The 23,183-nt window shown below is 66.2% G+C and carries 23 protein-coding genes; 14 read left to right on the top strand and 9 right to left on the bottom strand.

The window, feature by feature from the left end; translation table 11 throughout:
• Positions 1 to 154 precede the first annotated feature (154 nt).
• Genes NX780_RS09905 through NX780_RS09895 form a run of 3 tightly spaced genes read left to right on the top strand, consistent with a single transcriptional unit; the run spans position 155 to position 1,725 of the window.
• Positions 155 to 694: a hypothetical protein gene (locus NX780_RS09905; RefSeq protein WP_258827699.1), complete on the top strand. Its 540-nt coding sequence runs from the start codon at positions 155 to 157 to the stop codon at positions 692 to 694.
• A 13-nt stretch (positions 695 to 707) separates the two neighbouring features.
• Positions 708 to 1,133, top strand: a complete 426-nt coding sequence (locus NX780_RS09900) for a DUF4265 domain-containing protein (protein WP_258827698.1) — start codon at positions 708 to 710, stop codon at positions 1,131 to 1,133.
• A 49-nt stretch (positions 1,134 to 1,182) separates the two neighbouring features.
• Entirely contained in the window at positions 1,183 to 1,725 is a 543-nt protein-coding gene (locus tag NX780_RS09895; RefSeq protein ID WP_258827697.1) for a GNAT family N-acetyltransferase, read from the top strand.
• A gap of 88 nt (positions 1,726 to 1,813) precedes the next feature.
• Here the strand turns inward: NX780_RS09895 and NX780_RS09890 are convergent, their stop codons facing one another.
• Entirely contained in the window at positions 1,814 to 2,458 is a 645-nt protein-coding gene (locus tag NX780_RS09890) for a winged helix-turn-helix transcriptional regulator (RefSeq protein WP_258827696.1), read from the bottom strand.
• A 58-nt stretch (positions 2,459 to 2,516) separates the two neighbouring features.
• The gene (gene pstS / locus NX780_RS09885; RefSeq protein ID WP_258827695.1) at positions 2,517 to 3,545 is read right to left on the bottom strand and encodes a phosphate ABC transporter substrate-binding protein PstS; all 1,029 of its coding nucleotides are present in this window, start codon (positions 3,543 to 3,545) and stop codon (positions 2,517 to 2,519) included.
• A 198-nt stretch (positions 3,546 to 3,743) separates the two neighbouring features.
• On the opposite strand from pstS, the gene NX780_RS09880 reads away from it, so the two are divergent.
• From NX780_RS09880 to NX780_RS09850, 7 genes are all read left to right on the top strand, one after another.
• Positions 3,744 to 4,151 (top strand): hypothetical protein, encoded by a 408-nt coding sequence (locus NX780_RS09880; protein ID WP_258827694.1) that lies wholly within the window; start codon positions 3,744 to 3,746, stop codon positions 4,149 to 4,151.
• A gap of 27 nt (positions 4,152 to 4,178) precedes the next feature.
• A complete protein-coding gene (ggt, locus tag NX780_RS09875; protein WP_258827693.1) occupies positions 4,179 to 5,939 on the top strand; it encodes a gamma-glutamyltransferase in 1,761 nt (586 codons plus the stop codon).
• Complete coding sequence (locus NX780_RS09870; RefSeq protein ID WP_258827692.1) at positions 5,939 to 6,424, top strand: DUF3592 domain-containing protein; 486 nt, start codon at positions 5,939 to 5,941, stop codon at positions 6,422 to 6,424. The genes ggt and NX780_RS09870 overlap by 1 nt, the downstream gene beginning before the upstream one ends.
• 122 nt (positions 6,425 to 6,546) lie before the next feature.
• A complete protein-coding gene (locus NX780_RS09865) occupies positions 6,547 to 7,797 on the top strand; it encodes a GGDEF domain-containing protein (protein ID WP_258827691.1) in 1,251 nt (416 codons plus the stop codon).
• A 343-nt stretch (positions 7,798 to 8,140) separates the two neighbouring features.
• Positions 8,141 to 9,856, top strand: a complete 1,716-nt coding sequence (locus NX780_RS09860) for an ABC-F family ATP-binding cassette domain-containing protein (RefSeq protein WP_258827690.1) — start codon at positions 8,141 to 8,143, stop codon at positions 9,854 to 9,856.
• Positions 9,857 to 9,939: 83 nt separating this feature from the next.
• Positions 9,940 to 10,884, top strand: a complete 945-nt coding sequence (locus tag NX780_RS09855; protein WP_258827689.1) for a hypothetical protein — start codon at positions 9,940 to 9,942, stop codon at positions 10,882 to 10,884.
• Positions 10,885 to 11,036: 152 nt separating this feature from the next.
• Positions 11,037 to 11,927: a bile acid:sodium symporter family protein gene (locus NX780_RS09850; RefSeq protein ID WP_258827688.1), complete on the top strand. Its 891-nt coding sequence runs from the start codon at positions 11,037 to 11,039 to the stop codon at positions 11,925 to 11,927.
• A gap of 6 nt (positions 11,928 to 11,933) precedes the next feature.
• Here NX780_RS09850 and NX780_RS09845 read toward each other — a convergent pair whose 3' ends face one another.
• From NX780_RS09845 to NX780_RS09835, 3 genes are read right to left on the bottom strand one after another with little or no spacing between them, the layout of a single operon-like run.
• Complete coding sequence (locus NX780_RS09845; RefSeq protein ID WP_258827687.1) at positions 11,934 to 13,346, bottom strand: hypothetical protein; 1,413 nt, start codon at positions 13,344 to 13,346, stop codon at positions 11,934 to 11,936.
• Positions 13,343 to 14,092: an ABC transporter ATP-binding protein gene (locus NX780_RS09840; protein ID WP_258827686.1), complete on the bottom strand. Its 750-nt coding sequence runs from the start codon at positions 14,090 to 14,092 to the stop codon at positions 13,343 to 13,345. Before NX780_RS09840 ends, NX780_RS09845 begins: the two co-directional genes overlap by 4 nt.
• Entirely contained in the window at positions 14,089 to 14,487 is a 399-nt protein-coding gene (locus NX780_RS09835; protein ID WP_258827685.1) for a GntR family transcriptional regulator, read from the bottom strand. The genes NX780_RS09840 and NX780_RS09835 overlap by 4 nt, the downstream gene beginning before the upstream one ends.
• A gap of 185 nt (positions 14,488 to 14,672) precedes the next feature.
• Between NX780_RS09835 and NX780_RS09830 the strand changes: the two genes are divergently transcribed.
• Positions 14,673 to 16,586, top strand: a complete 1,914-nt coding sequence (locus tag NX780_RS09830) for a sensor histidine kinase (protein ID WP_258827684.1) — start codon at positions 14,673 to 14,675, stop codon at positions 16,584 to 16,586.
• Positions 16,587 to 16,734: 148 nt separating this feature from the next.
• Here the strand turns inward: NX780_RS09830 and NX780_RS09825 are convergent, their stop codons facing one another.
• The 4 genes from NX780_RS09825 to NX780_RS09810 all read right to left on the bottom strand — a co-directional run bounded on the left by NX780_RS09825 (position 16,735) and on the right by NX780_RS09810 (position 19,826).
• A complete protein-coding gene (locus NX780_RS09825; protein WP_258827683.1) occupies positions 16,735 to 17,319 on the bottom strand; it encodes a TerD family protein in 585 nt (194 codons plus the stop codon).
• Between the two features lie 14 nt (positions 17,320 to 17,333).
• Positions 17,334 to 18,029 (bottom strand): TIGR00266 family protein, encoded by a 696-nt coding sequence (locus NX780_RS09820; protein ID WP_258827682.1) that lies wholly within the window; start codon positions 18,027 to 18,029, stop codon positions 17,334 to 17,336.
• Between the two features lie 55 nt (positions 18,030 to 18,084).
• On the bottom strand, positions 18,085 to 18,660 hold the full coding sequence (locus NX780_RS09815) for a TerD family protein (RefSeq protein WP_258827681.1): 576 nt from the start codon (positions 18,658 to 18,660) through the stop codon (positions 18,085 to 18,087).
• Between the two features lie 119 nt (positions 18,661 to 18,779).
• The gene (locus tag NX780_RS09810) at positions 18,780 to 19,826 is read right to left on the bottom strand and encodes a DUF475 domain-containing protein (RefSeq protein ID WP_258827680.1); all 1,047 of its coding nucleotides are present in this window, start codon (positions 19,824 to 19,826) and stop codon (positions 18,780 to 18,782) included.
• A 141-nt stretch (positions 19,827 to 19,967) separates the two neighbouring features.
• On the opposite strand from NX780_RS09810, the gene nhaR reads away from it, so the two are divergent.
• The 3 genes from nhaR (at position 19,968) to NX780_RS09795 (ending at position 23,182) form a co-directional block, all read left to right on the top strand.
• The gene (gene nhaR, locus NX780_RS09805; protein WP_258827679.1) at positions 19,968 to 20,873 is read left to right on the top strand and encodes a transcriptional activator NhaR; all 906 of its coding nucleotides are present in this window, start codon (positions 19,968 to 19,970) and stop codon (positions 20,871 to 20,873) included.
• Between the two features lie 59 nt (positions 20,874 to 20,932).
• Positions 20,933 to 22,273, top strand: coding sequence for a hemolysin family protein (locus NX780_RS09800; protein ID WP_258827678.1), 1,341 nt, complete (start codon positions 20,933 to 20,935; stop codon positions 22,271 to 22,273).
• 90 nt (positions 22,274 to 22,363) lie between these two features.
• The gene (locus tag NX780_RS09795) at positions 22,364 to 23,182 is read left to right on the top strand and encodes an alpha/beta fold hydrolase (protein ID WP_258827677.1); all 819 of its coding nucleotides are present in this window, start codon (positions 22,364 to 22,366) and stop codon (positions 23,180 to 23,182) included.
• Position 23,183: the final 1 nt, after the last annotated feature.

Here is a 23,183-nt window from a genome sequence, read left to right as displayed (position 1 = left end):
GATGCCGGGCAGTCTACGCAGCAAAGATGTCAACCATGTGACATTGCATGAGCCCGAAGCGATAGCACGCTAAGTGAGAAAGCACGCATATTTCCGAAACGGGAGATGGCATCATGCTCCCGTCTGACCGAGACTACCTATTCGAAAGGAATGTATGAAGATCGTCATCCAGGCCGTGCTGGGTTTGTCGCTGGCCGCGACTAACCCCGCGTTCGCCGCTCCCGCAACTGCCCCGGCGCAGGCCGCGGCGCACAACCCCGCCCACGTGAAAGCCGTGCAGGACCTGCTCGGCGCCATGCAGGCCGAGAAAATCCTGCGCGGCGTGGCGGGCCGCAGCCGTTATCCGAGCGAAGCCCAGCGCAAGGCCGTCTTCGCGCGGCTCGACAGGATGCCGCCGGCGGAGGTCTACCAGCGCCTGGCGGCGCCGCTCGCCGGCGTGATTTCCCTCGACACCGCCACCGAGATGACCCGCTTCTACAGCACGCCCTACGGCAAGCAGGTCATCCACCGGAAGTACAATAGCGGCCCGCAGATCATGATGCCGGGGATGAAGGAAGCCGTTGCGCCGGAAGAAAAGAAGGAGCGCAAGCGCGCGGCCTATGTCCAGGCCAGCAAGGAACTGGCGGATGCGCAGCCTGCGATCGAGCGCGAGGCGTTCAAGCTGCTGCAGCTGATTAATACGCAAAAGATCTGACGACGTCCCTCGCATGGAAAAAGTCGCTTTTGCCCTCGATATGGATGATGACTGGCCACCTGTCGCAACTGAGCACGTGTGGTGCGACAGGGCGGGCACGCTCTACGAACTGGGGAATGTGCCTTTCTTCATCAAGGGGCTCGCGCTCGGAGACAGATTCTCCGCCATGCCGGATCCGGCCAACGGCTGTATCTTCGAATTTTCGCTGGTCGAAGCATCGGGGCATTCGCTGGCCTGGATCATCGAGCCGGATGGACTCGCGCTGGAACCTTACAAGGAAGAGATGTTCAGCCTGGGCCTGCGCATCGAAGGCTTCTCCCGCTTCCAGCTCCATGCGGTCGACGTCCCCGCGACGGCCGATGCCGGGGCCGTCAACGCGCTGATGGACAGGCTCGAAGACGCGGGGTTTGCGATGGCGTTTCCCGTCTGGCGGCATTGATCGCGTTCGACAATCAAGCTGATAACAGAAAATATTCAGGATTCTATTCGTGCCGATTTCGCTTCCCGAACGTTTACAGACACGCAGGTTGATCTTGCGTGAGCCCCGCGAAGCGGACGCTTCGTCACTTTTCGAGGCTTATACCCAGGATCATGAGGTAGCACGTTACCTGGTCTGGCGACCCCACCAGACCGTGCATGAAACGGAGAAGTTCGTCTCGTATTGCATGGAAGCCTGGCGCAGCGGCCGCACGCGGCCCTTTGTGATAACGCCTCGCGACGATGAACACGTCCCGATCGGGATGCTGGAGGCGCGAATTGCTTCACACACCGTCGACATCGGGTATGTCTTGCAGCGTGCCTATTGGGGGGCAGCCTACATGCCCGAGGCGCTCATCGCGGTCAGCGATGCGGCCTTGGCGCATCCGGACTGCTTCCGGGTGCAGGCAACCTGCGACACCGAAAACAAGGCGTCGGCAAGTGTCCTGAAAAAATCCGGATTCGTCATGGAAGGCCGTCTCGAGCGGCACACTGTCCTGCCCAACCTGGCGCCTGAACCAAGACCATCCCTGATGTTTGCGCGTTGCCGATAGCGAATGCCGGGCCCAATCAATAAAGGCTGAGCTCGTGTCCGAATGTCAGACCTGACACCGGCGTGTGACACCGGCGTGAGGTGGTGGTTCAGGCCGGCGACAGCATGTAACCCGCCCCACGCACCGTCTTGATCAGCGACTTGGCCCGCCCCAGCGCCTTGCGCAGCCGGAGCACGTGCACGTCCACCGTGCGCTGGTCGAGCGATTCGTGCGCTTGCCACAGGTGTTCCAGCAGCTGCGCGCGCGAGAAGACCTGGCCCGGGTGGCACAGCAGGAAGCGCAGCAGCCGGTATTCGGCGTGGCGCACCTCGACCTTGTGATTGCCGACCCGAACGCTGCAGCTGAGCGGGTCCAGCACCAGACGGCCCGAACGCAGCAGGCGCTCGTCGGGCGCTTCCTCGGGTGGGGGCTGCGGGATGAATTCGGGGGCCGGCGCCGGTGCCGGGGCGCCGCGCTCGGCTTCGAGGCAGTCGGCCGCCAGCAGGATCACCGGTTTTTCGCGCAGGCCGCCGGCGCCGCGCAGGCGCGCCAGCAGGCGCATGCCGCCTTCCTGGCGCAACATCGATTCCTGCAGCAGCAGTTCGGGGCGCTCGCGCCCGATGAAATCCCAGGCCTGCGCCAGGCTCGGGACGCTATGCCAGATCCACTCTTCCTCGTGCAGCGAGTACTTGAGCAGTTCGGCGATGGCCGGCTTGTCGTCGACCACGAGAACGATCGTGTTAGCCGTCGTCATGGGAGTCCAATGAAAATCCGGCGGCCCAGGCCGCCGGAGTCGTTACGAGATCGGAAGATCAGTAGATGGCCTTGCCCGAGCCGTCCTTCAGCTGCTGCTTCCAGTTGGCCTGCACCAGCTTGACGACCGATGCCGGCATCGGCACGTAGTCCAGCTCGGCGGCTGCCGGAGCGCCGTTCTTGAAGGCCCAGTCGAAGAACTTCAGGACTTCCGTTCCTTTCGATGCGTCGGCCTGGGTCTTGTGCATCAGGATGTACGAGACGCCGGTGATCGGCCAGCTCTGCTTGCCTGCCTGGTCGGTCAGCACCACGCCGAAGCCCGGGGCCTTGGTCCATTCCGCGCCGGCGGCGGCGGCCTTGAAGGCGTCGTCGTCAGGCTGCACGAAACTGCCGTCCTTGTTCTTCAGCTGGGTGTGCGACAGCTTGTTCTTCTTGGCGTAGGCCCACTCGACGTAGCCGATCGCGCCCTTGATGCGCTGCACGTTGGCGGCGACGCCTTCGTTGCCCTTGCCGCCCACGCCCACGGCCCACTTCACGGTGGTGCCGGCGCCGACGCTGCTCTTCCATGCCGGGCTGGTCTTCGACAGGTAGTCGGTCCACAGGAAGGAGGTGCCCGAGCTATCGGCGCGGTGCACGACGGTGATGTCGGCGTCCGGCAGTTTCACGCCCGGGTTCAGGGCGGCGATCGGCTGGGCGTTCCACTTGGTGATCTTGCCCAGGTAGATGTCGGCCAGGACCGGACCGGTCAGCTTCAGCTGGCCCGGCTGGACGCCGTCGACGTTGACCACGGCGACCACGCCGCCCATGATGGCCGGGAACTGCATCAGGCCTGCCTCTTCCAGTTCTTCGGCCTTCAGCGGCATGTCCGAGGCGCCGAAGTCGACGGTCTTGGCCTTGATCTGCTTGATGCCGGCGCCCGAGCCGACCGACTGGTAGTTCAGGCCGTTGCCGGTGGCTGCCTTGTACGACTCTGCCCACTTGGCGTAGATCGGGTAGGGGAAGGTCGCGCCGGCGCCGGTCATGTCTGCGGCGATGGAGGTCGACATCACGAGCGCGGCGGCTGCGCCGGCGAGGATCTTCTTGAACATTGGCTTGTTATTCCTATTCCTGGTTGAGGGGGGGCGGCCGTTATGAATTCGTGACCACGCGGCAAAGTCTAGTCCGCGAATATGACGGGTTTATGACCTCATCAACACAGAATTCATGACGTCCTTGATGACACGGTGCGCGCCTGCGTTGCCCGGCTTTGCTATGATGGGCATATCCAAAACACAAAGGATGACGTGATGCGCCCCCTGCTCCGTGTCTTCGCCCTTTCCTCCGCCTCCATGCTGCTGCTGGGCGGCTGCTCCAGCCTCCAGGAGCGCCTGCCCGAGGCGCGCTACACCCTCGCCGAGCGCCAGACCCTGCCGCTGGACGATCGCCTGACCATCACCTATGAAGGCGCGGAAGACAGCCGCTGCCCGGACGATGCGCGCTGCATCTGGCCGGGGCGCCTGGTCTACCGCTTCACCATGCGCGTGGGCAGCGTGGCCCAGGCCTTCCACCTGGTGCGGGGCCAGCCCGGCTACATGTCGCCGGCGCTGCGCGGCTCGCGCATCGAGCTCGATCACCTGACGCCGCCGCCACCGCGCGGCATGGCGGGCGCCGCGCCCGGCGCTTACCCGGTGACCTTCAACATGTACGCGCAGTAAGCACATCCTTTGCCGAGGCTGGAATCCATGAAAGCAAGCGCGCTCGCCTGCGGGCTGACCCTGTCCATCGTCCTGGCGGCTGTGCCCGCCACCGCGAAGACGCCGGTGGCCACCGGCACGGGCGGCGCCGTCGCCACCATCAGCGAGCAGGCCTCGCAGTCGGCCATGACGATCCTGAACCAGGGCGGCAACGCCATCGACGCGGCGGTCGCGGCGGCGGCCACGCTGGGCGTGACCGATCCCTTCAGCTGCGGCATCGGGGGCGGCGGCTTCATGGTCATCTATCTCGCCAAGGACAAGCGCGTCATCACCATCGACCACAGGGAAACGGCCCCTAGCAGCTTCACGCCCCACGCTTTTCTCGAGAATGGCAAGCCGGTCGATTTCGAGACGGCGGTCGCGAGCGGCGCCGCGGTCGGCGTGCCGGGCACGGTGCGCGGCTGGCATGAGGCCTTGACGCGCTACGGCAGCATGGATTTCAAGCGGGTGCTGGCCCCGGCCATCAGCGTGGCCGACAAGGGTTACAAGGTAACTGAAATTTTCTCTCATTTGACGGCCGAAAATGAAAGAAAATTTCAGCTCTACGCGCCGACCAGTGCGCTCTATCTCCGCAACGGCAAGGCCGTGCAGCCGGGCGCCCTGATCCGCAACCCTGACATGGCCAAGGCCTACCGCGAGATCGCGGCAGGCGGCGTAAAAGCCTTCTACGAAGGACCGATCGCGCGCGCCATCGTCGACGCCGTCAACAAGCCGCCGCTCGCGCCCGGCAAGACCGCGCGCCCGGGGCGCATGAGCATGGCCGACCTGGCCAACTACGAGGCGCGCATCCGCCAGCCCCTGCGCAGCACCTACCGCGGCTACGAGATCTATGGCATGCCCCTGCCGAGCAGCGGCGGGGCGACGGTGGCCGAGGCCCTCAACATCCTCGAAGGCTTCGACTTCAAAGGCATGCCACGCGCCCAGGCCGAACACACGTATCTCGAAGCGAGCCGCCTCGCTTTCGCCGACCGCAACGCCTACCTGGCCGACCCGGAATACGTCGACGCGCCGATCGCCGGCATCCTGTCGAAGGAGTACGCGGCCCAGCGCCGCACCCTCATCGGCAAGCAGGCTGCACATACCGTCAGCGCCGGCGACCCTTACGCCTACCAGAACGACCAGAGCGTGCCGCTGCGCCCCCGGCGCGCCACCCACGTCCCGGGCAGGCCGCAGCCGGAAAGCGCCCACACCACGCACCTGACGGTCTCGGACAAGGATGGCAACGTGGTGTCCTATACCTTCACCATCGAATCCTGGGGCGGCAGCGGCATCGTGGTGCCCGGCTATGGCTTCCTCCTGAATAACGAGATGACCGACTTCGACTTCAGCGGCCCCCACCCCAACGTGCCGGAAGCCGGCAAGCGCCCGCGCTCGAGCATGGCGCCGACCATCGCGCTCAAGGACGGCAAGCCGGCCTTCACCATCGGCAGCCCGGGCGGCTCGACCATCATCACGACGGTGCTGCAGACCATCTTCAACCACCTCGACCTCGGCATGCCCATGGACCAGGCCTTGAACGCACCGCGCCTGTCCGAGCGCAATGGCGAGGCGACCTCGATCGAGCCGGGCTTCCCCGGCAGTAAGCAGGCGCGCGCCCTTGAAGCCTACGGCCACCGCTGGGAAGCCGCACCGGAGGAAATCGGCGCGGCCAACGCCCTGGTGTTCAATCCGGACGGCACCGTCACGGCCGTCAGCGAAGCGAAGCGCCATGGGATCGGCGCGGCGCTGGTGCAGCGCAAGGGACACTGATGCGGCGCCCGGCATCCACCGCATCGAATCCCGCGCGCCTGAAACTGATCGGCTTTCGCATTCTCCTGCTGGGCCTGGTCGTGCTGGTGTTCGCCTTCTCGCGCGCCTGGGGCAAGCTGGAGACACGCCGCTGGCCCACGGCCGACGCCACCGTGGTGTTCAGCGAGGTGGTCGAGCGCAGCGGCAAGACCCGCGAGTGGTGCGTGCAGGTCGGCTACCGCTATTCAGTCGCCGGCGGCCGCCAGGGCGGCGCGAAACGCTGGGAATGCTCGGCCAGCAGGGCGGGCGCCGAAGCGAAGCTGGCGCAGATGCAGCCCGGCCAGCACCTGGAAGTGCACTACGATCCCGCGCGCCCGGAACGTTCAGTGCTGCAGGCCGCTTCGCTGGATGCGATCGACGCCTTCATCGGGGCGCTGGCGCTGGTCCTGGCCGCAGTCGGCTTCGACCGCATCCGCCAGGCCCGCAAGCTGGCCGCCACGGCCTGATGCACGCTGCGTGTTGGGCAATGTGTACACCTCTCGAACTTCCCTTGTTTAAACATTAAGTTCTTGCAGGAATGTACTGACGTTCGGATAACATAAGGTCATCAGCTCCTTATACCAACCTTATGTCCCCGTCCTACGCCGTCACTGCCCTGCCCCTCCGTCGGAGCGGCGCGACATTGGCCCTGGCGCTCGCGATGATCGTGGCGATGAGCGTGTTCTTCGTGCGCGAAGTCGTCGACCTGCGCCATGCGATGGGCGAGCTGCGCCGCAACGACACGGCACGCATCCAGGTCCGCAATGTGCTGCTGAACCTGCTGAACGCGGAAACCGGACAGCGCGGCTACCTGCTCACGGGGGATACGACCTACCTCCGGCCCTATGTGACGGGCAGCAGCGCGGTGCGCGAGAGCCTGCGCCTGGCCGAGCAGTCGGGCTACGGTAATCCAGGCTTCCTCGCCAACCTGAAGGTCCTGCGCCAGGTGGTCGAGAGCAAGTTGGCCGAACTCGATCACACGGTGCAGCTCAAGCAGGCCGGCAAGGACGCCCCGGCGCTGGCTGTCGTGCGCACCGGCTACGGGCTGGTACAGATGCGCGAGGCGAGGAACATCATCCAGGCCGAGGTCGAGCGCCTGCGCCTCGCCCGCGACGAGACCATGGACGCCTTCAATGACCGCCTGCTGCGCGCCGCCGTGATCCTGATCCTGATCCTGACGACGGTGGTCTGCATGGCGGTGCACGCCTGGCGCTCGCTGTCGGCGGCCGCGCGCCGCAACAGCGAGCTGGCCAAGCGCCTGGCGATGGAAGCCTCCCACGACGTGTTGACCGGCCTGCCGAACCGGCGCTTCTTCGACAAGTGGGCGCGCCGCCTGGTCGCGAAAGCCCAGCGCAGCGGCAAGCCTTTCACCCTGCTCGCGGTGGACCTGGACCGCTTCAAGGAAGTCAACGACAGCCACGGCCACGGCGTCGGCGACGAGGTGCTGAAGGCGGTCGCGGTGCGCTTCCAGGAACTGCTGCGCGGCGGCGAATTCCTGGCGCGCATGGGCGGCGACGAATTCGTGATCCTGATGGAGGGCGAGTTCTCGCGCCAGGAGCTGGCCCGCATCGGCCAGCGCCTGATCGAATCGGTGGCGCCCTCCCTGCATCCGCAGCTCGCCGACGGCGCGGTCGGCGCCAGCATCGGCGCCGCTTCCTTTCCCCTGAACGGGATCGACCTCGAGGGCCTGATGCAAGCCGCCGACGATGCGCTCTACGCCTCCAAGCACGGCGGTCGCGGCATCCTGTCCTTCGCGCGTCCCGGCGTGGGCGCGGCCCATCACGGTCATGCTGCCCCCACCGCGGGGGCTGTCGGCGAGGACGAGGCGGCGCTACAGTAGCTCCTTGACGCGCTACGCGCATTGCGCCTCTTCCCAAAGAGAGAGGGCGCCGCCGCGCCGGCGCGCCTATCATCCGCATTTTCCGCCGGCCGCTTCGGCGCGGCCCTGTCGTTCCCTCGCGGAACCCACCCCTACGAGAAAGGAGGAAATCATGACCCATCTGTGGTGCGTCCTGCCGGGCGCACGCCTTTTCGGCACACGTTCCCTCTCCTGCCCCTTCATCGCGCCGCGATAACAGGCCAGGAGCACATTTACCCCATCATTGAGCCGGCTTCTGGCTCGCCGTTGTCGTTGGCGCTTTCGCTGACGGGACCTGTTACGTCCCAACACATGAAAGCCGACCATGACTACCCTGATTTCCGCACAATCCCTTCGTCTCGATACCAACCACGGCCTGCTGTTCCAGGACCTGTCCCTCACCCTGCGCGCGGGCGAGCGCATCGGCCTGCTCGGCCATAACGGCTGCGGCAAGAGCACCCTGCTGTCCCTGCTGGCGGGCAGCCTGGAACCCGGCGGCGGCGCCCTGCACCGCGCCCACGCCTGCCGCCTGCAGCACGTCGAACAGCACCTCCCTGCCGGCCTGGCATCGCTCGCCGTGCGCGAGGTGCTCGCCGAGGCGGCACCAAGCAGCCCCTGGCGCGTCGACAGCCTGCTGGAGCGTCTTGGCCTGTCCGCGCAGGCGAGCCAGCCCGTGTCCACGCTGTCCGGCGGCCAGCACACCCGCCTGCTGCTGGGCCGCGCCCTGCTGCAGGAACCGAACGTGCTGCTGCTGGACGAACCGAGCAACCACCTGGATCTCCCTGCCCTCTTGTGGCTGGAAGACTTCCTGCGCGGCTGGCAGGGCGCCTTCGTGCTGGTCTCGCACGACCGTCGCCTGCTCGACAATGCCACCAGCAAAAGCTGGATCCTGCGCGACCAGCGCCTCTACGACTTCGACCTGCCCTGCAGCGCCGCGCGCGCCGCCCTGTTCGAGCAGGACCGTGCGGCCAGCGCCCGCCACGCCGCCGAGCAGAAGGAGATCGATCGCCTGGCCGCCAGCAGCCACCGCCTCGCCGTCTGGGGCAAGACCTATGACAACGAGGACCTCGCGCGCAAGGCCAAGACCATGCAGAAGCGCGTCGAGCGCCTGAAGGAAGAACAGTCCTTCGTGACCCAGGGCCCGCCCTGGCGCCTCGCCCTGCGCGGCCGGACCATGGCCGCCGACGCTCTGCTGGCGCTCGAGGACGTGACGGTGCGCGCCGCTCCCGGCCTGCCGCCCCTGTTCGACGCTCCGCATGCGGTGCTGCGGGCCGGCGAACGCGTCGCCCTGCTGGGCGCGAACGGCGCGGGCAAGTCCTCCCTGCTGCGCCAGTGCTGGGCCGTCCACCGCGAGGAGACTGAAGTGCCGGGCCTGAAGCTGCACGGCGCGGCCGGCATCGGCTACTACGACCAGGGCCTGCGCCAGCTGGACGGCCAGGCGACACTGGCCGATGCCCTGGCGCCCTTCGCCCGCAGTGAAGCGAGAAGCGATGCGGCGCTGCGCCAGGCCCTGATCTCGGCCGGCTTCCCGTATGCCCGCCACGGCCAGCGGGTCGACACCCTGAGCGGCGGCGAACGCGCGCGCCTGCTGTTCCTCGCGCTGTCCCTGGCCAGCCACCACCTGCTGCTGCTCGATGAACCGACCAACCACCTCGACCTCGACGGCAAGGAGGAACTGGCCGAGGCCCTGCTGGGGTTCGAGGGCGGCTGTCTGCTGGTCTCGCACGACCGCGAGCTGGTGGAACGGGCCTGCAACCGTTTCTGGGTGGTGCATGAGGGACGGCTGGAGCAGTGGCAGGATGCGGCGGACGCTTTTGCGCGCCTGGGCGTACGGGAGGCGGCGGGCCGGCCGCAGGCACGTCCGCCCGTCGCGCCCGCGGCGGCGGCCAGCGACCAGGAAGCGCTGCTCGCCACGCTGTGCGAACTGGAGCAGCGTCTCGAGGAAGACCTGGCGCGCAAGCCCCGCCACCAGAAGCCGGCCATGCAGCAGCAATGGCGCGCGCAGATCGCCGCGCTGTCGCAGGAGCTTGGCCTGGCGTGATGCGCTGGCCCCCTCGCGGGGGCTGTTTCGCGGCGGCCGGCGGCGCTACAGTGGCCGCCGGACTGCCACCACCGGGGACAGGTATGAAACGCTCGTTGACTTTTATCGCCACGTTCTGCACCGCCCTGCTCGCGGCGCAGCCGGCATCGGCCCAGGATTTCTTCAAGGACCTCGCCAGGGACGCCGTCGGCAGTGCCGTGCAGGCGGTGACCAGGCAGGCTGCGGCGACGAAGCCAGCGCCGTCCGCGCCCTACGTGCGCGCCGGCGCCCAGCCGCCGCGCATGCGCCTGGAAGACGGCACCATCCTGTACGCGGACTATATCGTCGACTACTGGAGCCGGCCGGACGTCGTCACCCGCGGCAGCACGCCGGATCTGGACGCGCCCGGGTACATCCGTGCCCGGCCTCCCCAGTTCGGTCGCAGCAAAAAGCATGCGGACTACGTCGTCCTGCAACGCAAGCTCGAAACGGTCATGGCGCGCGTGCTGCAGCATCCGGCGCTGGCGAACATCCGCGGTTCCAGCCTGGTCTGGACTGCCGATTTCGGGCACGACGCCGGCGGGCGCAGCGCCCTGCCGGCCAGCGTGTCGCTGATCGCCTACCCGATCAGCCTCGACGACCCGCAGACGAAACGCCATCCCGACGGCAGCTTCCATACGCCGGGCGAAGGCCCGGTCCTGAGAATCACCGTCAACAACCCGGAGGAGATCGGCACGCGCCAGCCATCCGGGCTTTGGCAGGGTATGACGGTCCTGCGCCATGGCTATATGTTCGTGGTCCCGAATACCGACAGGCCGCTGCTCATCGAGGCCGACGGCATGAAGGCCGTGAATCCCGGCCTGCTCGACGACACGCGGCCGCGCTCGGATATCCAGTTCATGACGGTTTACGTCGGCGCCTCCGGGCCCACCATGAGCAACTTGACGCACAAGCGGGTCGATCCGGTCGGCCCGGCCGGGCGTCTGATCGGCGTGCTGTGGAATCTCGACTGGCGCGTCATTCTGCAGGAAGCCGAAGCGGCGAGCTGAGCAGTTTCACCGCGGTGCGCGCGATGCGTTTTGCGTCACGTTTTCGCTCCCCTTGCGGCGCCCTCCCTGCGGCGCCGCTTTTTTTTGTCCATACAGCTCATCCTGGCACTACACTGTCGTGACCAAATACCTATAACGACGGAGACATACGCATGAGCAATTTCATCACCTTGTTGCCCACCCTCCTGATCGGCGCGCTGGCGCTGATCATGTTCGGCCTGGGCCTGTCCCTCACGGTCGGCGACTTCCGGCGCCTGCTCGGCCACCCGAAGGCCGTCGTCCTCGCCCTCGTGCTGCAGGCCATGGTGCTGCCGGCGATCTGCTACGGCCTGATTGTCATGCTGGGGGTGGCGCCGGTCTATGCGGTCGGCCTGATGCTGCTGGCGGCTTCGCCGGGCGGCGTCTCGGCCAACCTCTTCAGTCACCTGTTCGGCGGCAACGTGGCGATGAACATCTCGCTCACCGCGATCAACACGGTGCTGTCCATCATCAGCCTGCCCCTGATCGCCAACTTCGCCATCGACACCTTCGCGAAAAGCGGCCAGGTGGTGCCGATGCAGACCGCCAAGGTGGTCGAGGTGATCCTCATCGTGCTCATCCCCGTCGCGATCGGCATGTTCGTCAAGAACCGCGCGCCCGGCTTTGCCGCGCGCATGGACAAGCCGATGAAGCGCTTCTCGATGGCGGTGCTGGCGGCGCTGGCCATCGTCGCCATCGCCAAGGAGTGGACCGCGATCACGACCTCCTTCGCCTCGATCGGCCTGGCCGTCATCCTGTTCAACGTCGCCAGCCTGGGCCTCGGCTACTACGTGCCGCGCATGCTGGGCCTGGACCGCTCGAACGCCATCGCCATCGGCTACGAGATCGGCATCCACAATTCCACGCTGGCGATCTTTGTCGCGGTGTCGGTGCTGGGCGACTTCCAGCTGATGCTGCCGGCGGCGATCTACTCGGTCAGCATGTACGTGTTCGCGACCGCCTTCGGATTCCTGGTGCTGGGGCGGAATAAGGCGGCGGCGGGTACACCGGCGCCGGCCGCCTGAGCTGGTTCAATCCATCCGGCCTGCCGGGAAGGCGACAGGTGCGCGTTCCATCACGCGTAGGCCGTGGCGGATGGCGATGCTTGCGAAGACGAGGCTTACCAGCGCGGCGACCGGTAGCACCGGCGAGCCGAACACCGGACTGGCGGAGAAGCCCAGGATCACGCTCACGCCCATCGATGCGAGCAGCAGGACGATCGGCAGCATTGCCGAGGCCGAGCCGCGCTTCGCGTAGTCGCGCAGCGGCGCCGCCACCATCGGCAGCATCAGACAGCAGACGCAGGCAAGGCTCACCAGACTGTCGCGCGTTGTGCCGGCAAGTACGCCGACGAGCAAGGCGGCGGCTGTGGCAAGTGCCCAGCCCGTGAATCCATGGCGTAGCAGAGCCAGCGCGAAATGCCGGTTGAAGTCGGGCGCCGTGGACGGCATGGCCGGCGCCAGCCGCACCAGAGCCTGCTCGCCGGCGCGTAGCGCTACCAGTTGGGACATGCGCAGGCTGATGGCAAAGGGCACCGCCAGCAGGCTGCACGCGAACAGCCAGCCGATCCCGAGGACGACCTCGGCGCCGACGCGCCAGCCGATGAAGGTCCCGAGCGCGAACACCACTGCGGACAGCACCCCTAGGCCCATCGCCAGATCGTCCACGTGATGGGTGTTGCCCAGGGCGTGCAGCAGCAGGCTGCGCGAATCGCGGCGGGCATTGTCCCGGCGCAGCATGGCCGCATACCAGCGCCGGCTTCTCGGGCCAAGGGCTTTGTCGACCCGCATGCCCGGGTTGACGGCCAGGTCCGCCATCCTTGCGCGCCGGGCGACCATGCGCCAGTGGCGCTCGCCCGCCTCCGGGAACACCAGTCGGGCGACGAGCACGGCCAGGCCGAGGGACAGCAGCAGGACCAGGGCCTGGACACCAGGCTCGGACAGCGCGGCGCTCACGTCGGGCGGCAGCGAATCGCCATAGATCGCTATACCGAACGCGGCCAGCAGGACCGGCGTGCCGGCCTGGTGTCCCGCTGCGGACAACGCGCTTCCCAAGGTCAGGCCGACGCACCAGAACAGCATCAGCTCGTATCCGCCGTCGGCATACGACGGCAGGACGACGCCCACGACTCCGGCGAACCAGATAAGGCAGAACATCTCGACCAGGCGCCCGCGCGCACGCGGCACCAGCTTCGCATGATCCGGCGCGGCGAGTTGCACCGCTCCCGGCACGAAGCGGTAGGCCCACGTCGCCAGCAGGGCGAGCCACACCACGATCCATGCCCAGATCAGGGCCTTTGCCGCGCCGTGGGTCGCCCACTGCGCCACCAGGGCAACCAGCACCAGGACGGGGAGGCCGAAGCGGACGATCACCGAGCCGAAGGGATTGCCATGGGATATGGCGGCGCGCCACAACAGGCGGTAGTCCCGCAGGCGGCTGTTCATTGCGTCACCTCGATGAACAGGTCTTCCAGGCTGACCGGCTCCGCGCGGCGGCCGTTCACGGTGTTGCGCGCCCCTTCCAGCAGCTCGTCCAATGGTCCCTGCAGGGCAAGCCGCCCCTCCTTCAGGAAGGCCACGTCGAGCGCCACCCGTTCGAGGTCGGTCAGGATGTGGGTCGAGAACACCACCGTGGTGCCGCGCTCGATCACGCCGTCCACCAGCTCGGCGAGAAAAGCGCGGCGGCCGGCCGGATCCAGGGCGGACACAGGCTCGTCCAGCACCAGCAGTTCCGGATTGTGGGCCAGCGCGCGGATGATCGACAGGCGCTGCTGCTCGCCGCCGGACAGGCGCCCGATTGGCTTGTTCAGCAGCAGCGCATCGAAGCCCCAGCGCTCGAGCAGCGCGTCGACCTTGACCTGGTTCCAGCGCGGGTACATGGCCTTGAAGTAGTCGAGCAGCTGCAGCGGCGTCATCCATTCGAACAGGTTCGACTTCTGCGGCACGTAGCCGATGCGGGCGCGGGTGGTGTCCGACAGCGCGGCCACGTCCTCGCCGAACAGGCGCACGCTGCCGGCGTCCACTTCGCGCAGGCCGAGCAGGCATTCCATGAGCGTCGACTTGCCGGCGCCATTGCGGCCCAGCAGGCCGATGACCTGGCCCTGGCGGACCTCCCAGTCGAGGCTGGACAGGACGATGGCGCTGCCAAAGTATTTGGCGACGTCGCGCATCTGGATGATGGGTGCAGTCACGGTGCTTCCTTCAGGATGTGAGTGAAAAGTGCGAGGACGGTTGCATGGTCCAGTTCGAGCTCGCGCGCCTCGCGGGCCGCGCGCGCCAATGTGGGGCGCAGCAGTTCGGCGCGCTCGGCGAGGCTTTGCGTGGTGCGCGGCCGCTCGGCCACCACCATGCCCAGGCCGCGGCGGCGGGCGAGCACGCCTTCCGTCTCCAGCAGGCTGTAGGCCTTGGAGACAGTCATCGGATTGACGGCAAGCATCGAAGCGACCTCGCGTACCGAGGGCAGCTCGTCGCCGGCCGCGAGCTGGCCGCCGGCGACGAAGCGCTTCACCTGGTCGACCAGCTGGCGATAGATCGGGTCGGGTGAGCCGGTCACGATGGAAAACAGCTGGGCGGTGTGGGTTGGCATTGCCTGGTCTGGTGTATATGCGTGTATTAATTGAGTAATACAGTATACGGAGCGGACGCTGTCGTCAATGCTTTCGCGCAATTCCATGCGACATGCTTGAGCAGCACTTATGGCAGAGCAGCAAGTTTAGTTTTGTGACATCATGCGGCTGCACGCAGGCTCCGCCTGCGCCCTCCCCCACATCCATGACACAGCAACACAGTCCGCCCAGCCCCGACGCCCCGCCCATCGATATCGCGACTGCACCGCATGCAAGCTCCGAGCTGCGCTTCCGCGAACTGTTCGAACAGGCGCCGGTCAGCATCCAGATCCTGAGCCCGGACGGCTACACGCTGCGTGTCAACCGGGCCTGGCAGGCGCTGTGGCACATCCACGAGGGCGGCGAGCTGTACCGGCTGGTATTGAGCCGCGACTACAACGTGCTGAACGACCCCCAACTGGTCGAGCATGGCATCAATGACTACCTGCGGCGCGCCATGGCCGGCGAGTCGGTGCAGATCCCCGCCATCCGCTACGATGTGGCCGCCCTCGGCGTTTCCCAACGGGCGCGCTGGGTCACCGCGCGGGCCCATCCGATCAAGGATGCCGGGGGCCGCATCGTCGAAGTCATGCTGATGCACGAGGACATCAGCGAGCGGGTCGAGGCGGAAGCCGCCCTGCGCGCGCGCGAAGAACGCTTCCGCTCCCTCGTGATGGCGACGACGCAGGTGATCTGGACCAGCGCGCCCGACGGCCGCGTGTGCGAGCCCTCGCCCTCCTGGCAGGCCTTCACCGGCCAGGATGCCGGCGCCTTCTGCGATTACGGCTGGCTCGACGCCGTGCATCCGGAGGATCGCGAACGCACCCGCGCCATCTACCTGCAGGCCGTTGCCGACCGCAGGGTGTACGAAACCGAGTACCGCCTGCGCCGTGCCGACGGCGAGTACCGCTGGACGGCGGTCAAGGGGATTCCCATCCTCGACGCCGCAGGCGAAGTGCGCGAGTGGATCGGCGCCAACCGCGACATCCACGACATCGTCATGGCCCAGGCCGAACTGGCGGAACGCCTCGATCGCGAACAGCGCCAGGCGGCCCTGCTGACCAAGGTGGCGAGCGCCGCGCGCACGCTGCATACCCTGCTCTCGGCCGCCGAGATCCGGGATGCGCTCGAGCGCGAGGTGCGCGCGATCATCGGCGTGGAGCACGTCCGGGTATCGCTCGGCGCGGAAGCGCCGCCGCCCGCGGGCGTTTCTCCGGATGCGGAATGGCTGTCGGTCCCCCTGGTCAGCCGCAAGGGGCGCCAGATCGGCGTGCTGGAAGCCTGGGACAAGCCGGGCGGCTTCCTCGAGGAGGACGAAGCCATCCTGGTGCAGTTGGGAGCGATCGCCACCAACGGTTTCGAAAACGCCCGGCTCTACGACTCGCTGCGCGAGCAGGACCGGCGCAAGGACGAGTTCCTCGCCATGCTGGCGCATGAGCTGCGCAATCCGCTGGCGCCGATTTCCGCCGCCGCCGACGTGCTCAGGATCTCGACGAACACCGAGCATGTCCGCCGGTCGAGCGAGGTGATCGGCCGCCAGGTGAAGCACATGACCTCCCTCGTCAACGACCTGCTGGACGTCTCGCGGGTGACGCGCGGCCTGATCAAGCTCGAGCGCGGCATCGTCGCGGTGCAGGCGCTGGTGGACAGCGCCGTCGAACAGGCGCGGCCCCTGCTCGCGGAGCGCGAGCACCTGTTCTCGGTCGAGATGTTCATCCAGGACGCCAGGGTGGACGGCGATGCCACGCGCCTGGTCCAGGTCCTGACGAACCTGCTCAACAATGCCGCCAAGTACACGCCCCGTGGCGGCGTCATCATCCTGCGCGTCACGCGCGACGGCGGGCGGGTGCAGTTCTGCATCGTCGACAGCGGCATCGGCATCGACGCCGCCCTGCTGCCCCATGTGTTCGACCTGTTCACCCAGGCCGAGCGCACGCCCGACCGTTCCCAGGGCGGCCTGGGTATCGGGCTGGCGCTGGTGCGCACTCTGGTGGCGCTGCATGGGGGCGAGGTCAAGGCGCACAGCGAGGGGGCTGGCTCCGGCTGCACCTTCACCGTCTCGCTGCCCCTGATTTCGTAGGGTGGGCGGATTCCGCCCACGCGTTCAACTCCCGGATGCACTGTGGCGACACGTTCTTTCCTTGAACGCGTGGGCAAGGAACTTGCCCACCCTACAAAAGCAAAGAGCCGGGCAAGCCCGGCTCTTTCCATTCGACCGAAAGCCGAAATTACAGATGCGGCGTGATCAGCGGCATCAGGTCGTCGAAGGTACGGCCCGAGCCGTTCTCGCCGATCGCATGCATCTTCCACTCGCCGTTGTGGCGGTACAGCTTGGCCATGATCTGAGCCGTGTGCGAGCCCTGCACCGACAGGTTGAAGCGCGCCACTTCCTGGTTGTTGCCCGCATTGATCAGGCGGCAGTAGGCGTTTTCCACGGTCGAGAAGTTCTGGCCGGTGAAGCTGTTCACGGTGAACACCAGCGACTTCACGTTGGCGGGAACGCGCGACAGCTCGACCGAGATCTGCTCGTCGTCGCCGTCGCCCGCGCCGGTGCGGTTGTCGCCGGTGTGGGTGATGCTGCCGTCCTTGCTCTTGAGCTGGCGGAACCACACCACGTCGACCGGACGGTTCGATTCGTCGAACATCACGACCGAAGCGTCGAGGTCGACCGGCTGGCCGGCGCCGCCGCCGAAGCCGAAGAAGCCCTTCGACTTGGCCACGTCCCAGCCCAGGCCCATGGTCACTTTCGACAGGCCGCCGCCGGCTTCCTTGTCGAGCGAGATCTTCTGGCCCTTCTGCAGATTAACTGACATAAAATTTCTCCTTTTTAGCGCGCCGGGGCCTGCATCCAGGCCTTGAATGCCATCCGGTTGCGCGAACATACGTAGACTTTGCCTTTGCCCGAGAAGCGGAGCACCATGCCCTCGCCGCTGGTCTGGCTGTTGATCAGGTTGCCCAGGAAGCCGCTGTTCTGGCCGGTCGTGACCGAGATCTCGTAGCGCAGCTGGCTGTCCCAGCACACCACGTGCGAGTTGTCGATGATCGCGTCCTTGCCCGGCTCGACGTCCAGCATCGACATCGAACCGAAGCCCGACACCACCACCTGGCCGCTGCCCGTCGTCTCGGTGACGAAGAAGCCGCCGCTCTGGGCGAACAGCGCATTGCCCAGGCTCTGGGTGCGGACCTTCAGGTCCACGCCCGAGGTCGCGGCCACGAAAGCGCCGTCGCTGATGATGTACTGGTTCGGGCCGCAGTCGATGGTCTGCATCGCACCCGGCAGGGTCGGCGACAGCAGGCAGTCGCCGTCGCCGCGGGTCGCCTCGATGTGCTGCTGGAAGAACGACTCGCCGTTGGCGAAGGTGCGCATCAGCGCGCTGCCGAGGCCCCCCTTCATCTTGCCCTTCAGGTCGAGCGTCGATTCCATCATCACCATCGCATCCGATTCGCAATAGATGGTTTCGCCGCGCCGCATCGAGACATGCAGGAAGGGATCGACGTCCCCGGTCACGGTAAATACTGGCATTGGGCTTCCTTTCTGGTGCGGCCCGCACCCTGTGTGCGGGACCGCGGGCTATTGTTTAAACGTTGACGCCGTAGTTGCGGGCCAGGGGGCCGAGGCCGCCGTTGAAGCCCTGGCCGATGGCGCGGAATTTCCAGTCGGCGCCGTTACGATACACCTCGCCGAAGATCATTGCCGCTTCGGTGGAGCTGTCTTCCGACAGGTCGTAGCGCGCGATCTCGCTGCTGTTGGCGGCGTTGACGCAGCGGATGAAGGCCTTGCCCACCATGCCGAAGTTCTGGCGGCGCGCTTCCGCGTCGTGGATGGTCACGGCCAGCACGACCTTGTCGACGTCCGCCGGGACCTTCGACAGGTCGATCGAGACGGTTTCGTCGTCGCCTTCGCCGGCGCCGGTGGTGTTGTCGCCCGAGTGGACCACCGAGCCGTCGCTGGACTTCAGGTTGTTATAGAAGATGAAGTCGCTATCCGAACGCACCTTGCCCGACGAATTCAGCAGGAACACCGCGCCGTCGAGGTCGAACGCCGCGCCGTCGGTGGCGCGGGTATCCCAACCCAGGCCGACCTTCAGGTTGACGAGGCCCGGAGCTTCCTTCGACAGATTGACGTTGCCGCCTTTTTGCAGACTGATTGCCATGATTGTGACTCTCCTAAAGTAGGTACTGCTTGAACACCGGGGTAATACGCATGCGGAGCTGGTGTTCTGCCGCTCCACGTGCGGTTCTTGCAGGCGGGTTGCCACCCGCCATCAACCGATTACGCTTCGACTGCCGCGTGCTTCTTCTTGTGCTGGATCGAGCTCCACAGCGAGGCCAGGATGAAGGCCACGCCGACGCCGCCGGTGATCAGCTCGGGCACGTGCATGTGCATACTCAGCAGCATGATCACGGCCAGGATGCCGATCGCATAGTGCGCGCCGTGCTCCAGGTAGACGAACTCGTCGAGCGTGCCCTGGCGCACCAGGTAGACCGTCATCGAACGCACGAACATCGCGCCGATCGCCAGGCCCAGCATGATGATCACGACGTCGGTGGTGATCGCAAAGGCGCCGATCACGCCGTCGAAGCTGAACGACGCATCCAGCACTTCCAGGTACAGGAAGCCGCCGATACCGCCCTTCTTGACCATGTCGCCGACGCCGCTGTTCTCGTCCGACTCGCTCTTTTCGAGCAGGCTGGAGATCATGTCGACGCCGATGTAGACCAGGATGCCCCACAGGCCGGCGACCAGCACGATCATCCGCTGCGCGTCCGGCACATAGCTGGTCGCGAACATCAGCGCGCCCAGCGACACCAGCACCGAGATCGAGGACACCTTGCCCAGCGAGCCGAGCTTCTTCTCGACGTTGCCCAGCCAGTGCACTTCCTTCTCGTCATCCAGCAGGAAGTTCAGGAAGACCAGCAGCAGGAACATGCCGCCGAAGGCCGCCACTTCCGCGTGGTGGTTGGTCAGGTGCGAAGAGAATTCCTTCGGATTGGAGAGCGCCAGGTTCCACACCTCCATCATGCCGAGGTCGGCCGCGACGGCGACGATCACCAGCGGAAATACCAGGCGCATGCCGAACACGGCGATGATCATGCCCAGGCCCAGGAACAACTTGAGCCAGAACTCGTTCCAGCCTTTCAATACCGAGGCGTTGACCACCGCGTTGTCGAAAGACAGTGAAACTTCCATCACCGACAGGATGGCCGTGACGCCAAGCGCCGTCACCATGCCGGCGACGCCGCCATGGTCGTATCCCCACCAGCCTGCAAGTGCCATGCAGACGGCGGTCACGATGAATGACCACGTAAAGTGCTTCATGTTTCGTTTTCCCCTTGTTGAGTTTCTTTGACGTTAAGCGATTCGAATCGTTGTTGTTGAAACGACAGACGCAGTGTAGAGTCTCGGCTAATATTGAAAAAGCGAAGATATTCGAAGAGTTACTTCATAAAAACAGAAGAAATGAACCACAGCCCTCCAAATTTCCGCCACCTTTACTATTTCTGGGTCGTCGCCAAGGAAGGCAGCATCACCCGCGCCGCCGAACGCCTGCACCTGGCGATCCAGACCGTCAGCACCCAGCTTGCCCAGCTCGAGCAGGCCATGGGCAAGGTCCTGTTCACGCAGCAGGGCCGGCGCCTGACTTTAACCGAGGCCGGGCGCCTTGCCTTGTCCTATGCCGACCAGATCTTCCTTTTGGGAGAGCAGATGCAGGAAGCGCTGGCGGAAGCCGACAGCGCCCGCACCCGCCTGACGGTCGGGATTTCCGATTCCCTGCCCAAGCTTACCGCTTATCGCCTGCTGGAGATCGCCACGCAGCTGCCGCGCCCGGTGCGCCTGGTCTGCTATGAGGGCGAGTTCGACGAGCTGCTGGCCGACCTGGCCCTGCACAAACTGGACGTGGTGCTGACCGACCGTGCGGTGCGCTCAGGCACCACCCTGCGCGTGTTCAGCCACCTGCTCGCCGACAGCGAGACCATCGTGGTCGGCGCGCCTCCGCTGGTGAAGGACTGGGGCGCGGACTTCCCGCGCTCGCTGAATGGCGCGCCCTTCCTGCTGCCGACGCGCAATAATGCCTTGCGCGGCAAGATCGACGAATGGTTCGAGCTGCAGGGCGTGCGTCCCGACGTGGTCGGCGAGTTCGAGGACAACGCCCTGCTCAACACCTTCGGCCGGCGCGGACTGGGCCTGTTCTTCGCGCCGTCCGCCCTGGTCCACGACCTCGAGGAGCAGTTCGGCGCCCTGCTGGTAGGGCGCGTGCCGCAGGTGCGCGAGCATTTCTACGCGGTGTCGAACGAACGCAAGATCAAGCATCCGGCCGTCGAGGCCATCCTCTCGGCCGTCCACCAGGGTGTCCTCGGAACCTAGGTGGCGGCCGGGCTGTACAATGGATGCCGGCTTTGCCTCTTGTTAACTCAACCCTTTATATGGAAAACTTTTTATTTGTCGTTCTCGCCCTCTTCCTGGTGGCGCTGAACGGCTTCTACGTTGCCGCTGAATTCAGTATCGTCACCCTCCGCAAGACCCGCGTGCGCGCCATCGCCAAGACGGCCGGGGTGCGCGGCCGCATCCTGGGCAAGGTCCACGACCAGCTCGACGCCTACCTCTCCGCCTGCCAGCTCGGCATCACCCTCGCCTCCCTCGGCCTGGGCTGGGTCGGCGAACCGGCTTTCGCCAGCCTGCTCGAACCTGTGTTCGCCCTGCTCGGCGTGACCTCGCCCGAGCTGATCCACGGCGTCTCCTTCGTGGTCGCCTTCTCGGTCATCTCCTTCCTGCACATCGTGGTCGGCGAGCTGGCGCCGAAGTCGCTGGCGATCCGCATCCCCGAGGTGGTGGCGCTGTGGACCGCGATCCCGCTCTACGCCTTCTACTGGGCGATGTACCCCGCGATCTGGTTGCTCAACGCCAGCGCCAACATGGTGCTGCGCATCGCCGGCCTGGCCGGCAGCGGCAGCCATGAAACCCATTACTCGACCGAAGAGCTGAAGCTGATCCTGCGCACCAGCACGCCGGGCGACAAGTTTTCGAACGCCGAGCGCAACATCCTCGCCCAGTCGCTCGACTTCAGCCAGCTGGCCGTGTCCGACCTGATGCGCCCGATCAACGAGGTGAGCGCCCTCTACGCCAGCCGCACGCTGGAAGAGAATATGGAAACCGTGCGCCGCAACCGCTTCTCGCGCTACCCCTACTTCGACGAGGAAGGCGAAGAGGTGCTGGGCGTGATCCACCTGAAGGACCTGTTCTTCGCCCAGCAGGCCGGCCGCACCATCACCGATCTCACCCAGCACCTGCGCCCGGTGGAAACGATCTCGGCGCGCACCCCGGCCCAGGACATCTTCCGGCGCTTCCGCAGCGGCGCCCCGCACTTCGCCCTCATCGGCGAAAAGGGCAAGCGCCCGGTCGGCTTCATCACGCTCGACAACCTGCTGGGCGCGATGGTCGGCGAGATCCGCGACGAGTTCCGCTTGAACGAGAACGACTGGCTGGCCCAGGCCGACGGCACGTATATCGGCAAGGCCAGCCTGCCGATCTTCTCGCTCGAACGCCTGCTCGGCATCGACATCGACAACGAAGAGATGGGCCTGGACGACGTCGAATCGGTCGGCGGCCTCCTGATGGCGAAGCTGGGCGACATCCCCAAGCAGGGCCAGCGCATCGGCTTCCCGCAGTTCGACATCGTGGTCAAGAAGATGAACGGGCCGCGCATCCTGCTGGTGAAGGTCTATCCGCGCGGCGAGCGCGAGGAAACGGACGAGGACCACGACTAAAAAGTTATTGCGCTTGCAATATTTGTAGCGCATACTCGCCGCAGGCGGGATGGCCCGTGCTTGCACTTTCGACCACCTACCAGGGAGCAGATGAACGTGCAAGTCCGGAACAGCGTACACGTCAGCGGCACGGGCGGCGCCACCATGGTGTTCTCCCACGGCTTCGGCTGCGACCAGACCATGTGGCGCTTCATGGCGCCCGCCTACCAGGACCGCTTTCGCGTCATCACCTACGACCTGACCGGCAGCGGCCGCTCCGACCTCTCCGCCTACGACCGCACGCGCTACGCCACCCTGCACGGCTACGCCGACGACCTGCTGGAAATCGTCGACGCCTTTGCCACCGGCCCCGTGATCCTGGTCGGCCACTCGGTGAGCAGCATGATCGGCATGCTGGCCACCATCAAGGACCCGCGCCGCTTCGTGGCCCAGGTCATGGTGGCGCCTTCGGCCTGCTACATCAATGACAGGACCGACCCCGTCCACCCCTACACCGGCGGCTTCGAGCGCGAGGACATCGACGAGCTGCTCGAGACCATGGACGCCAACTACCTCGGCTGGTCGAGCAGCCTGGCGCCGGCCATCATGGGCGCCCCCGAGCGCCCCAGCCTGCGCGAAGAGCTGACCGAAAGCTTCTGCCGCAACGACCCCGACATCGCCAAGCATTTCGCGCGCGTGACCTTCCTGTCCGACCACCGCCCCGACGTGCCGCGGTCCGTCACGCCGGCCCTGATCCTGCAATGCAGCGACGACCTGATCGCCCCCATGAGCGCCGGCGACTACCTGCACCGGCACCTGCCGGACAGCAGGCTGCACGTGATCGACAACATCGGCCACTGCCCGCACATGAGCGCCCCCACCGCCAGCTCGCGCGCCATCGACGCCTTCCTGGCCTCGACCCTGGACTGAA

Origin of the sequence: Massilia agri, from assembly GCF_024753255.1 — a bacterium.
Taxonomy (GTDB): domain Bacteria; phylum Pseudomonadota; class Gammaproteobacteria; order Burkholderiales; family Burkholderiaceae_D; genus Telluria; species Telluria agri.
The sequence above is the reverse complement of the archived record's forward strand: the minus strand, read 5'-3'. Positions and strand labels throughout refer to the sequence as shown.